The organism is Arthrobacter globiformis NBRC 12137 (genome assembly GCF_000238915.1).
GTDB lineage: Bacteria > Actinomycetota > Actinomycetes > Actinomycetales > Micrococcaceae > Arthrobacter > Arthrobacter globiformis.
In genome coordinates, this window is the sequence record NZ_BAEG01000118.1 from 1 (window position 1) to 12,284 (window position 12,284).

10 protein-coding genes are annotated in these 12,284 nt (G+C 69.0%); 2 read left to right on the forward strand and 8 right to left on the reverse strand.

Annotated elements, in window-relative coordinates; genetic code table 11:
• Positions 1–1,693: transketolase-like TK C-terminal-containing protein (locus ARGLB_RS21735; RefSeq protein WP_003806319.1), on the forward strand; the 1,693-nt coding region annotated here is incomplete at its 5' end.
• Between the two features lie 103 nt (positions 1,694–1,796).
• On the opposite strand, the gene ARGLB_RS21740 is transcribed toward ARGLB_RS21735, so the two are convergent.
• Positions 1,797–1,982: a YegP family protein gene (locus tag ARGLB_RS21740; protein WP_003806320.1), complete on the reverse strand. Its 186-nt coding sequence runs from the start codon at positions 1,980–1,982 to the stop codon at positions 1,797–1,799.
• A gap of 184 nt (positions 1,983–2,166) precedes the next feature.
• On the opposite strand from ARGLB_RS21740, the gene nboR reads away from it, so the two are divergent.
• Entirely contained in the window at positions 2,167–2,790 is a 624-nt protein-coding gene (gene nboR, locus ARGLB_RS21745; RefSeq protein ID WP_003806321.1) for a nicotine blue oxidoreductase, read from the forward strand.
• Between the two features lie 51 nt (positions 2,791–2,841).
• Here the strand turns inward: nboR and ARGLB_RS21750 are convergent, their stop codons facing one another.
• From ARGLB_RS21750 to ARGLB_RS21780, 7 genes are all read right to left on the reverse strand, one after another.
• Positions 2,842–3,492: a uracil-DNA glycosylase family protein gene (locus ARGLB_RS21750; RefSeq protein ID WP_003806322.1), complete on the reverse strand. Its 651-nt coding sequence runs from the start codon at positions 3,490–3,492 to the stop codon at positions 2,842–2,844.
• Between the two features lie 3 nt (positions 3,493–3,495).
• Positions 3,496–4,476 (reverse strand): aldo/keto reductase, encoded by a 981-nt coding sequence (locus tag ARGLB_RS21755; RefSeq protein WP_003806323.1) that lies wholly within the window; start codon positions 4,474–4,476, stop codon positions 3,496–3,498.
• Positions 4,477–4,533: 57 nt separating this feature from the next.
• Entirely contained in the window at positions 4,534–7,434 is a 2,901-nt protein-coding gene (locus ARGLB_RS21760; RefSeq protein WP_003806324.1) for a molybdopterin-dependent oxidoreductase, read from the reverse strand.
• A gap of 2 nt (positions 7,435–7,436) precedes the next feature.
• Positions 7,437–8,411 (reverse strand): FAD binding domain-containing protein, encoded by a 975-nt coding sequence (locus ARGLB_RS21765; protein ID WP_003806327.1) that lies wholly within the window; start codon positions 8,409–8,411, stop codon positions 7,437–7,439.
• Complete coding sequence (locus ARGLB_RS21770; RefSeq protein ID WP_003806328.1) at positions 8,402–9,847, reverse strand: XdhC family protein; 1,446 nt, start codon at positions 9,845–9,847, stop codon at positions 8,402–8,404. Before ARGLB_RS21770 ends, ARGLB_RS21765 begins: the two co-directional genes overlap by 10 nt.
• A gap of 158 nt (positions 9,848–10,005) precedes the next feature.
• Positions 10,006–11,571: an NCS2 family permease gene (locus tag ARGLB_RS21775; protein WP_003806329.1), complete on the reverse strand. Its 1,566-nt coding sequence runs from the start codon at positions 11,569–11,571 to the stop codon at positions 10,006–10,008.
• A 6-nt stretch (positions 11,572–11,577) separates the two neighbouring features.
• Positions 11,578–12,072, reverse strand: coding sequence for a nucleoside deaminase (locus ARGLB_RS21780; RefSeq protein ID WP_003806330.1), 495 nt, complete (start codon positions 12,070–12,072; stop codon positions 11,578–11,580).
• Positions 12,073–12,284: the final 212 nt, after the last annotated feature.

The following is a 12,284-nucleotide window of genomic DNA, read 5'->3' on the forward strand; positions in this document are numbered from 1 at the left end:
GACCCCGCAGACCAAGGACCTGGTCGCTGACCTGAGCGATGACGCGATCTGGAACCTCAAGCGCGGCGGGCACGACTACCGCAAGGTCTACGCCGCGTACAAGGCCGCGACCGAATTCAAGGGCAAACCCACCGTGATCCTGGCCAAAACGGTCAAGGGCTACGGCCTGGGCCCGCACTTCGAAGGCCGCAACGCCACCCACCAGATGAAAAAACTCACCCTCGACGACCTGAAGGAATTCAGGGATTACTTGAGGATTCCCATTTCCGACGCCCGGCTCGAAGAGGATCCTTACCGGCCTCCGTATTACCACCCCGGTCCGGACGCACCCGAGATCGCCTACCTCCTGGAGCGGCGGAAGGCATTGGGCGGGTCCGTACCTGAACGCCGTTCCGGCCAGGGGGCGGTGGAGATGCCGGACGCCAAGACGTTCGACGTCGCCAAGCGCGGTTCGGGCAAGCAGCAGGCCGCGACCACCATGGCGTTCGTCCGCCTCCTGAAGGACCTGCTCCGCGACAAAAAGTTCGGGCACCGGATTGTCCCCATCGTGCCGGACGAGTCACGGACCTTCGGCATGGACGCGTTCTTCCCGACCGCGAAGATCTACAACCCTGGCGGCCAGAACTACCTGTCCGTGGACCGGGACCTGGTCCTGGCCTACAAGGAATCCGCGCAGGGACAGCTGATCCACCCCGGCATCAACGAAGCCGGCGCCGTGGCAGCCTTCACCGCCGCCGGCACCGCCTACGCCACCCACGGCGTGCCCCTGGTCCCGGTCTACGTGTTCTACTCCATGTTCGGCTTCCAGCGCACCGGGGACGCCTTCTGGGCCGCCGCCGACCAGATGACCCGCGGCTTCATCATCGGCGCCACCGCAGGACGGACCACCCTCACCGGCGAAGGCCTCCAGCACGCCGACGGACACTCCCCGCTGCTGGCCTCCACCAACCCCGCCGTAGTCACCTACGACCCCGCCTACGGCTACGAAATGGGCCACATCGTCCGCGACGGCCTCGAACGCATGTACGGGCCAGCCTCCGAAGAAAACAACGCAGACCGGAACCTGATGTACTACCTCACGGTCTACAACGAGCCCATCACCCAGCCCGCCGAACCGGAGAACCTCGACGTCGAAGGCGTCCTGAAGGGCATCTACAAGCTCGCAGCCTCCACCACCGAAGGCCCCAAGAGCCAGATCCTCGCCTCCGGCGTCTCCGTCCCCTGGGCCCTCGAAGCCCAGCGGATCCTCGCCGAAGACTGGGGCGTCTCCGCCGACGTCTGGTCCGTCACCTCCTGGAACGAACTGCGCCGCGACGGCCTCGCCGCCGAAGAAGAAGCCTTCCTCAACCCCGGCCAGGACGCCCGCGAACCCTTCGTCACCAGGCAGCTCGCCGGAGCCCAGGGCCCCGTCATCGCCGTCTCGGACTACATGAAGGCCGTCCCGGACCAGATCCGGCAGTTCATCCCGAACGACTTCGCCACCCTCGGCGCCGACGGCTTCGGCTTCTCCGACACCCGCGCCGCCGCCCGCCGCTACTTCAAAAACGACACCCACTCCATCGTCGTCAAAACCCTCCAGCTGCTGGCGGCGAGGGGTGCAGTGCAGGAGGGCGCGCCGTCGTACGCCATGGACCGCTACAAACTCCTGGACGTCACGGCGGGAACAACGGGAGGAGCCGGCGGCGACTCCTGAGCCCTATCCCGCTGGTTGAGCCTGTCGAAACCGGACTGGCGACACATTAAAAACGACGGCGGCCCCCACCTGATGGTGCGGGCCGCCGTCGCGTTTGGATACGTCAGGGATGCCTGCGGTCGACGACGAAGCCTGTTGCTGCGCTCTCCCGGACTGCCGTGATCCCCGCGGCAACTGCCTTGATGTTGGGAAAGCTGGGCGAAACCGCAACCACGGTTCCATCGTCCGCCGTCAGCCTGAACCGGTACTGTCCCGCGCCCGCCGTCTCGATTACGAATGAACCTGCCATATACGCTCCTTCCGCCAGCTGCACCGTTGCAGCCGCCATTACGACCCCCAATTGCCAACACGACATATCCGACGTTAGCCGCCATTCACTGGACGAACCACCCCTACTACCGGGTAGGATTCCGCCGCATCCGGACCGGACGTCCGGTCCGGGCACCGGGTCCGGCATGGCCTAGGGTGGTTCCATGACCGCCTCCCCGCTTCCCCGGACCTCGGGCGTGCTGCTGGCGGCGGGTGCCGGTACCCGCCTGGGACGCGGCCCGAAGGCGCTGCTTCCATTCCGCGGCCGCACCCTCGTGGAGGTCCTGGCGGACGTGCTGCTCGACGGCGGCTGCCGGGACGTTGTGGTGGTGCTCGGCGCGGGCGCTGCGGACGTCCGCGCCCGGACCGACCTGGCCCGGCACACCGTGGTGGAGAACCCGGAGTGGGCCGGCGGAATGGGAAGTTCGTTCCAGGCGGGGCTGGACCGCGCACGCCCGGAAGACCATGTGCTGGTGGCGCTCGTGGACCAGCCCGGGCTGACAGCGGAAATTGTCGCCCGGCTGTTGCGGGCACACCGGCCGGGCCGGGTGACGGCCGCCGCCTACGCCGATGATTCGGGCAAGCTCCGGCGCGGCCACCCGCTGTTGCTCGACGCCACCCTGCGCGCGGGTGCTGCGGCATCGGCGGCCGGAGACGCCGGCGCCCGGTTCTTCCTCCAGGCCCACCCGGAACTGATCGACCTGGTGGACTGCACGCCGCCACCCGGATCAGGCCAGACCGGCGGCGAAGACCTCGACACCCCGGACCAGCTGCACCTGCTCGGCTAGGTCAGCGGCCCCGGCCAGTTCAGCGGCGGGTGGGGGCGGCGCGGCCGGCAGTCACTGCGCCATTCCCGCCGCAAGAAGTTCGTGCAGTCCCTGCTTGAAGCGGGCCCTCCCGCCGTGGGCGGGATGCCTGATTTTTGGCACGTCCAGGCCGCTGCGGCGAAGGCTGGTGTGTGCCACGTTCCCCACGGCCACCACGGTTTCGATGGGAAAGATCCCGGTCAGCGCCTGCCAGAACGGGGTGCCCAGCGCCGCTTCCGCGGGTGTGGGCGTGCGGTTGGACAGCGGCCGTCCCGGCAGATGGGTATGCCAGGGGCATGCGCTCCAGAGCAAAGGGAGGAAGCCGAGCTCGGCAAGGACTTCCCACATGACTGTGGCGGTCGGCTCGGCGGCGACGCCGGCCGCCTCCGGCGGCAGCACGTACCCTTTCCCGGAACCGAACAGTCCGAAGGGATTGGCCGGCCCCTGGAACATGGTGCGGTTGGTGAACGGGACCCCCGTGATCCGCATGCCCCGGAAGCCCGGCGCCTCCCCCACCAGCAGCACCTTCGGGGCCCGGTCCAGCATGTCGCTGAGATAGGCCACCAGGTTTTGCCGGCGCAGGGCGTTGGCGGGATCCGAGTGGTCGAAGAAGTTGGTGCAGGCCGGGCCGGTTTCGACGGCAGCGAGCCGGTCAGCGAAGTCTTCGATCGGCGAGGAGGTCATGCTTTACCAGCGGGGGTGGACGGCCTCGCGGAAGTAGTGGTCATAGATCCAGCGCACGCCTTCGTCGAACTCCGGGCTGAGTACCGTAGCGGCCGCGGCGGCGTTGGCCCTGGCCTGCTCCACTGAACGGGCACCGGGAATGACGGACGTGACGCCGTCCTGCGCGGCGACCCACGCGATCGCGGCCTGCGCGGTGCCGGTACCCTCCGGCACCAGCTGTTCGAACTCGGCCACGGCCTTGAGCCCCAGCTCGTAGTCCACCCCGGAGAAGGTCTCTCCGACGTCGAAGGCGTTACCGGCGCGGTTGTAGTTGCGGTGGTCGCCCTCGGCGAAGACGGTTTCCTTGGTGTACTTCCCGGACAGCAGGCCGGAGGCGAGCGGAACCCGGGCAATGATGCCCACGCCCGCGGCCTTCGCAGCGGGGAGCACCTCCTCCAGCGGCTTGAGTCGGAAGGCGTTCAGGATGATCTGCACGGACGCCGTGCCCTCGTGCCGCAGGGCTTCGAGGGCTTCGTCGGTCCGCTCCACGCTGACGCCGTAGTTCCGAATGGCACCGTCGGCAACGAGGGTGTCCAGGGCGTCGTACACCTCGGCCCGGCTGTACACGGCGGTGGGCGGGCAGTGCAGCTGGACCAGGTCCAGAGCCTCGGTGCGCAGGTTGCGGCGCGACCGGTCCACCCATTCGCGGAAGTTGGCGAGGTTGTAGTTTTCCGGACGCTGCTCCAGCCGGCGGCCCATCTTCGTGGCTACCGTGATGCCCGTGCCCGGGTTGTCGGCGAGGAACGCCCCGATGGCCTGCTCGCTGCGGCCGTCCCCGTAGACGTCCGCGGTGTCGAAGAAGGTCACGCCGGCCTCCGCCGAGGCCGCGAGGATGGCCTGCGCCTGCGCCGGGTCAACGTTGCCCCAGTCCGCGCCGAGCTGCCAGGTCCCCAGTCCAACGACTGAAACGTTCCGTCCGGTCTTGCCTAAGATGCGCTGTTCCATCCCCCGACTATATGTTGCCGACCCCACGCGGGGTCACTTCGCGCCCTCCCCTGCGGTTCATGGGGCGCAAAGTGACTCCGCGTTGCCCGGACCTGCGGGAATGCCGCCTGCGGGAATGCCGCCTGCGGGAACGCCGTCGGGAACGAGTCCCGCCGCCTTCAGCCCCAGGTAGATCTTGTCCCGGGCGATCGGCAGCTCGGCGAACCGGACGCCGGTGGCATTCCGGATGGCGTTGGCCAGCGCCGGTGCCACAGGGTTGAAGGGGCTTTCGCTCATCGACTTGGCCCCGAGCGGTCCCATCGCGTCGTTCGTATCGGCGAAGTACACCTCGCTGCGCGGCACGTCGGCGAAGGACGGGATGTGGTACTGCCGGAGGATGTCCGTGGTGACCCGGCCGGCGTCGTCCACCCGGACCTCCTCGTAGAGGGCGGCGCCCAGGGCTTGGGCAATCCCGCCCTCGATCTGGCCCCGGCACTGCCGCGGGTTCACCACGACGCCGGCGTCCGCCGCCTGCACGCTCTGCAGGATCCGCAGCTCACCGGTCCCGGTGTTCACAGCCACGCGGAAACCGTGGACGTTGAAGGCCACCGAGCGCGGTGTGCCGCCCCAGCGCCCCTCTGCCTCGAGTTCGACGCCGGCCTGCCGGGCGGCGTCGAACAGTTCAGTAAGCGGCACCCGGGTTCCCTCGCAGACGACGGCGTCGCCGTCGAGCACGCATCCGGAGGCCTGGATCTGCCGGATGCCGGCGGCGAACGCCCGGATCCGGACGGCCAGTTCCTCGGCGGCGGCCAGTGTGGCCTTGCCGGCCACGACCGTGCCGGCCGAGCCGAAGGCACCGGTGTCGTGCTCGATCAGGTCCGTGTCGGACTGCCAGACGGCGACCCGCGCGGCCACGGTGGACAGTGCCGTGGCCGCCAGCTGTGCGTGCACTGTGGTGGTGCCGTTGCCGAATTCGGCGGTTCCGACGTCGGCGGCGTACGTTCCGTCGGCCAGGAGCCGGAGCTTCGAGTGGGCGAAGTGGCCCCGCGGCGGAACGGTGTCGATCATGGACAGGGCGGTACCCTCCCCCGTGACCCAGTCCGGGCCGAGGTCGTCAAGGCCGGCGGACCGGTAGCGTTCGCGGCCGCGTTCCAGCGCGTCCTGCACCAGGCGCGTGCACTGGTCCAGCCCGTAGCTGCCGTAGTGGACGTCCTCTTCGGGTTCGGAATGGGTGGAGAGCATGTCGTCGCCCTCGCGGACCATGTTGCGGCGGCGGAACTCCAGCGGGTCCATGCCGATGCCTGCAGCCAGTTCGTCGATGGCCGATTCGATGGCGAAGATCATCTGGCTGAGCCCGTAACCGCGGAAGGCACCGGACGGCACGGTGTTCGTGTAGACGGCGTGCGCGTCGACCTTCTTGTTGGCGCATTTGTAGACGGCCAGGGATTCGCCGCAGCCGTGGAACATGACCCCGGGGGCGTGGTTGCCATAGGCGCCCGTGTTCGTAAGGACGTCCAGCTGCAGCGCCGTGAGCCTGCCGTCACTGCTGGCGCCTGCCTTGACCTTGATGGTGAACGGGTGCCGCGTGGTGCTGGCGGTGAACTGCTCGGTCCGGGTGAATTCCAGCTGCACGGGGCGCCGCAGTTTCAGGGCCGCGAGCGCGGCGATGTCCTCCGTCAGCACCTCCTGCTTGCCGCCGAAACCGCCGCCCACCCGGCCCGCCACCACGTGGACCTGGTCCTCCGGCAGCCCGAACACGCGGCAGAGCGTGCGGCGGACCAGGAACGGAACCTGGCTGGACGTGCGCACCTGCAGCCTGCCGTCGCCGTCCACCGAGGCGATGGCGGCATGGGTTTCCAGCGCGACGTGCTGGACCCGCTGGGTGCGGTAGGTCTGGTCGTGGATGAAGTCAGCGGCTTCGAAGCCGTCGCTGACGCTGCCAAGCTCGGAGTGCAGCTCGGCCACGATGTTCCGCCCCGGCTGGGCGATCCGCGCCGTGCCGGCGTCCTTGTCCCCATGCAGGGCGGGCGCGCCGGGCCGGATGGCGTCCTGCGGGGTGAACACCGCGGGCAGTTCCTCATACGTCACGCGGACAGCGCGGACGCCAGCTTCCGCGGCGCCCACCGATTCCGCGACGACGGCGGCCACCCGCTGCCCGCGGAACCTCACCACGGTGTCCAGCAGCCGGGTGTCGTCGGGATCGTCGGTGTAGAGCTCGTGCTGGGCGCTCGAATACAGCTGGTCCGGGGCGTCCTCGGCGGTGAGCACGGCCACCACTCCCGGCACCTCCATGGCCGCCGCGGTGTCGATGGACACGACGCGCGCGTGCGCGTGCGGTGAACGCACGAGCTTCATGTGCAGCAGGCCGGGCAGCGCCTCGGCCGGGACGTCCAGCGTGTAGCGCGCCTGCCCCGTAACCACCGCGCGGCTGGCGGGGGCCGGGACGTCGTCCCCGAGCCGGCCGGGCTCCGGGGCGGGCTGCCCCTCGCCCGCGATCCCCGAGCCTGGGCCTTCCGGGGCCGGGTGTCCTTCGTGGCCGCAGACGGCGTCCGCGATGGCCCGGTATCCGGTGCACCGGCACAGGTTGCCCTTGAGGTTGCGCGGCAGGTTTTCCTTCTGCGCGTCGTCGAACGTGGCGGCCGTCATGATCATGCCCGCGGTGCAGAAGCCGCACTGGAAGCCCTGGCGGTCCAGGAACTGCTGCTGCATGGGGTGCAGGTCAGCTCCTTCACTGGCGGAAGTCCGGTTCGTGGCTGCGAGGCCTTCGATCGTGGTGACGGCGTGGCCCTCCGCGCGCACGGCCGGGTAGATGCAGCTGTGCACCGGGGTGCCGTCCACGTGGACGGTGCAGGCACCGCAGTCGCCGCCGTCGCAGCCCTTCTTCACGCCGAAGTTGCCCTGCTCCCGAAGGAACGTGCGCAGGCACTGGCCGGGACGCGGCTGCGCCTCCACCGGCGCGCCGTTGATTTCCATGGCCATGCTCAGGCCCCTCTCTTCATCTGCCGGGTCTGCTGCTGTGTCTGCTGCTGCTGTGTCTGCTGGGGCGGCCAGAAGTCGCCGGACACGGCTGCCGGGGCTCCGGCCGGGAGGCCGAGTTCTACCCGGATTTCCTCTGCCAGGCGGTGCGTCATGTCGCGGCGCCACGCGGGCAGCCCGTGGATATCGTCGTGATACAGGCCTGCCGGGATGGCGGCCTCGAGTCCGTCGCCCAGCTCCGGCGCGTCCGGCAGGGAATCGAACCGGAGCTGCACGGGCCGTTTGGTGGCGGCGGTGACGGTGAGCGTGAACCGGCCGCCGCCGTCGAGCCTTCCGATCAGCAGCACCCCCGACCTGCCGAGGTTGCTCAGCGAGAGCCGGCGGAACGCCACCCGGGAGGACAGTGCCGACGCCGGCAGGCTGACGCTGCGGAGCAGCTCGCCGGGTGCCAGGGTGTTTTGCCCGTCCCCGGTGATGAAGTCGGCCACCGGCAGCTCCCGTCGGGAGTCTCCCGGGCCGAGGACCGTGGCCGTGCCGTCCAGTCCTGCGGACAGCGAGATCATGGGGCCGGCCGGCAGGGATGTGCACAGGTTGCCGCCCACGGTGGACATGTTCCAGACCTTGAAGGACGCCACGAAGGAGTCGCAGCAGGGCCGGATCAGATCCAGGCCAGGCCAGTCCTGCGCATACTGTTCTGTTTCTACCGCGTGGCCGGCGGGGCCCGCGCGGAAGAGCGTCTCGGGGAGCGCGTACAGTTCGGCGACGGTGCACGTGGCGGCGAGCTCGATGCCGTCCGCAGTCACCGTGACGGGCTGCCAGCCGGCGGAGCCGAGGTCCAGCAGGCGCCGCAGCGGCTCGGGCCCAAAGGCTGTGCTGCCGTAGGAAAAGAGGACTGTGCCTCCGGCCAGCCAGGCGTCGCCGTCGCGCCAGTCGGCGGGGTCGGTGGTGCGGACCACCGCCTCGATGGTGTTCATGTCCATGCGATCTCCTGGGATGCCTGTTCTTTATTGAATGCCGGTTCTGCGCTGGGGCTCCCGGCTGCGGAAAGGGAATGGATGGGTCCGGTGCCGTCCCGCAATGGTGCGCAGGCGACGGAACCGCTGCGCGCCGCGATCAGCTCCGCAGTGATGGAGACGGCCACTTCCGCCGGTGTGACGGCACCGAGATCCAGACCGATGGGCGAATGCAGCCGTGCCAGCCGCTCCGGTGCCACCCCGGCCTCGAGCAGCCCGTCGATGCGCTGCCGGTGGCTGCGTCGCGAGCCCAGGGCGCCGACGAAGGCAACATCAAGCTCCAAGGCTTCCTGCAGCAGGGGAATGTCGAACTTGGGGTCGTGGGTGAGGACGCAGATGACCGTGCGGCGGTCGATCCGGCCTGCGGCGGCTTCCGCGGCGAGATACCGGTGCGGCCAGTCGGTGGCCACCTCGTCCGCAGCGGCGAAACGCTCCTGCGCCGCGAACGCCGGCCGGGCGTCGCACAGTGTGACACGGTAGCCGAGCAGCTTGGCGGCCGGCACCAGCGCCGCGCCGAAGTCATTGGCGCCAAACACCAGCAGCCGGGCCTGCGGCAGGCGGCTCTCCACCAGCAGCGTCACCGGCTCGGGCGACACCACGCCGCCATCAATACCGTGGGCGCCCCTGCCGGAAACGCCGCAGCCCTGCGGCGGTGCCAGCCGGACCAGCCCCGTCCGGCCGCCGCGCAGCAGCGGTTCGAGCTGGGCCGCTGCCGCCAGGAGTGCTTCCCGCCTGGCCCCGGCGTCCAGGTGCAGGGCGTCCAGATGCAAGGCGTCCAGCCCCAGCAGGGCTGCGAACTCAGCCGATTCCGCAACCTCAAAGGTGCCGGGATCCGGAACCACGACGACGGACGGCGGCTGTGTGCCCGCGGTCCCCGTTGTTCCGGGTCCCTGAGTTCCGGCGGCTTGAGTTCCGGCGTCCTGGGTTCCGGCAGCCCCCAATGGACTGCCGGACAGGGTCCTGCCGGACACGGTCCCGTCGGGCACGCTCCTGCCGGACACGCCGTCGATGCGCCGGATCAGGGCCAGCGGCTGTTCGGGGTCCCCGGCGGCAAACCTGTGGAGGTCCCCGAGCCCGGCGGCGCTGCCGTCCAGGGCCTGGATATGGACCTCCAGCTCACCGCCGCACGTGAGCCCGACGGCAAATGCATCCTCCCGGCTGAAGCCGAACGCCTCAAGGCGGGTGCCGCCGTCGGCCATCACTTCCAGCGCCGAGGCAACCACGGCCCCTTCCACACAGCCGCCGGAGAGGCTGCCGAGTATCTCGCCGGATTCAGATACCAGCATGGACGTCCCGGGCGGCCGCGGCACGGAGCCGCTGGCGGTGATGATGGTGGCCACGGCGCACCGTTGCCCGGAGGCCGCCGGGCGCCAGCCGGCCAGAGAAGGCATCAGATCCAGCATGGCAGCACTCCCTCTTCCCGTGCGATGGTGCCCATATTCTCGTTCCTATCCTTGGTAGTGGGAAGCGTACGACGCCGGTCCGGCCCAGCGACGCGCAAACGGTCCGGGGATGCGCGGATTCCCGTGTCCTCCGGCCGTTTGCGCGTCGCAGGGCATTTTTACGCCCCGAGCAGCGCGCTGACCGGACCCCGCGCGAAGTAGACCACAAAGCCCACGGTCACCACCCACATCAGCGGGTGGATCTTCTTCGCCTTACCGGAGGCCGCGCCGATGACCGCCCAGCTCACGAAGCCCACGCCGATCCCGTTGGCGATCGAGTAGCTCAGCGGCATGGTGACGATGGTCAGGAAGGCCGGCAGTGCCACGGCGAACTTGGTGAACTTGATCTCGCGGATCTGGGCCATCATCATCGCGCCGACCACCACCAGGGCGGCGGCAGCCACCTCGAGCGGCACCACGCTGGTGAGCGGGGTGAGGAACATGGACCCGAGGAACAGCGCTCCGGTGACCACCGAGGCCAGCCCGGTGCGCGCCCCCTCACCAATCCCCGCAGCGGAGTCGATGTACACGGTGTTGGAGGAACCCGACGTCCCGCCGCCCACCACCGCGCCCACGCCTTCGACGATGAAGGCGGACTTGAGCCGGGGGAACGTGCCGTCCTTGTGCGCCACTCCCGCGCTCTTCGCCAGCCCGGTCATGGTGCCCATGGCGTCGAAGAAGTTGGTGAAGACGAGCGTGAACACCAGCATCGTCGCGGCCAGGCCGCCGATCCGGCCAAAGGCGCCGAACAGGTCGAACTGGCCCACCAGCCCAAGGTCCGGCGCGGAGACCAGGTGACCCGAGAGCACCGGCGTGTTCAGGTGCCAGCCGCCTGGGTTGGTTTCGCTGGCGGGACCGATGTGCAGGAATGCCTCCACGACGGCGGCCAGAACCGTGGTGGCCACGATGCCGATGAGCAGGCCGCCCTGGACCTTCCGTGCCACCAGGATGCCCATGACCAGCAGGCCCACGATGAACACCATGGTGGGGATGGAGGTGATGGAGCCGTTGTCGCCGAGCTGGACGGGCGGTCCGCCGGCGGTGGCCTTGACGAAGCCCGAGTCCACGAAGCCGATGAAGGCGATGAACAGGCCGATGCCCACCGTGATGGCGGCCTTGAGTTCCTTGGGCACGGCCCGGAAAATCGCGGTCCGCGCTCCGGTGACACCAAACAGGACGATCAGGATGCCGTTGATGACCACCAGGCCCATGGCCTCGGCCCAGGTGACCTCCTGGATCACCGCCACCGCGAGGAAGGAGTTGATGCCCAGTCCCGCGGCCAGGCCGAACGGCAGGTTGGCGATCAGGCCGAACGCGATGGTCATGACGCCGGCTGTCAGGCCGGTGACTGCGCCCACCTGCGCCGCGGTAAGCCAGCCGCCGGCGACGTCCGTCGGGGCGTTGTCCGCGCTGAAGCCGCCCAGGATCAGCGGATTAAGGATGACGATGTAGGCCATCGTGAAGAAGGTGACCAGCCCGCCCCGCACCTCCCGGGCAACGGTGGAACCGCGCCGGGTGATGTGGAAGAAGCGGTCAAGGAACGAGTTCGACGCCGGGGGCTTGGGGCCGTTGCCCCGCTGCGTTTTGCCGGTTGCCGGGTTCTTTTCGGGTGCCGCCGTCTGCCCTGCGTCAAGAAGCGCAGCCTGCTGTTCAGCGGTATTGTCCAGGATTGTCATTTCAGCCACCGGGCCCTAGTAGTCAATCCTGGAGTCGAGCGTGTTCCAGGTGTTGAACGGTTCCAGGATGGCGGGGGCTTCGGGGTGGCCGAGCTCCAGCTTGGAGACCGGCATCAGTGCGTGGCGGTCCTCGTTGTCGAAGTACTCGTAGAAAACGGCGTCGTCGAAGCCAACGGAGGCGGCGTCGTGCCGGTCGGCGGCGAAGACAACCCGGTCGATGCGGGCCCAGAGCGCCGAGGCGAGGCACATGGGGCACGGCTCGCAACTGCTGTAGAGGGTTGCCCCGCGGAGGTCGAAGGTGCCCAGCCCGCTGCAGGCGCGGCGGATGGCTGTGACCTCGGCGTGGGCGGTGGGATCGTTGTCGGCGGTGACCCGGTTGACGCCGTCGAACGCCTGACCGTCGGCGGTGACGATCACGGCGCCGAACGGGCCGCCGCTGTTCAGGACGTTGGCGGTTGCCAACCGGATGGACCTGGCCAGGAATGCCTCGGCCGTGACGGTGGTACTCATGATGCGACTCCCTTTGCTGTGGAAGCCGGTACCCCGCGACGGAACGGAAAGGACCAAGTGCGACGGTTACCAGGCTTCAGCATGTGCTTTTGAAGGTTAAGTTGCGCCTGGTAGATAGCTTCCCGGAGTCCGGGTGCCCGCCTTTGGCAACTCGAGATTAGCACCCGAGTGTGGTCCGCGCCATAGTTTTCTGGAAATTTAATTTCGCAATG

Coding starts and splice junctions, on each gene's coding strand:
- ARGLB_RS21740 (WP_003806320.1), bottom strand. CDS start 1,982: ATGGCAGGTTCATTCGTAATCGAGACGGCGGGCGCGGGACAGTACCGG.
- nboR (WP_003806321.1), top strand. CDS start 2,167: ATGACCGCCTCCCCGCTTCCCCGGACCTCGGGCGTGCTGCTGGCGGCG.
- ARGLB_RS21750 (WP_003806322.1), bottom strand. CDS start 3,492: ATGACCTCCTCGCCGATCGAAGACTTCGCTGACCGGCTCGCTGCCGTC.
- ARGLB_RS21755 (WP_003806323.1), bottom strand. CDS start 4,476: ATGGAACAGCGCATCTTAGGCAAGACCGGACGGAACGTTTCAGTCGTT.
- ARGLB_RS21760 (WP_003806324.1), bottom strand. CDS start 7,434: ATGGCCATGGAAATCAACGGCGCGCCGGTGGAGGCGCAGCCGCGTCCC.
- ARGLB_RS21765 (WP_003806327.1), bottom strand. CDS start 8,411: ATGGACATGAACACCATCGAGGCGGTGGTCCGCACCACCGACCCCGCC.
- ARGLB_RS21770 (WP_003806328.1), bottom strand. CDS start 9,847: ATGCTGGATCTGATGCCTTCTCTGGCCGGCTGGCGCCCGGCGGCCTCC.
- ARGLB_RS21780 (WP_003806330.1), bottom strand. CDS start 12,072: ATGAGTACCACCGTCACGGCCGAGGCATTCCTGGCCAGGTCCATCCGG.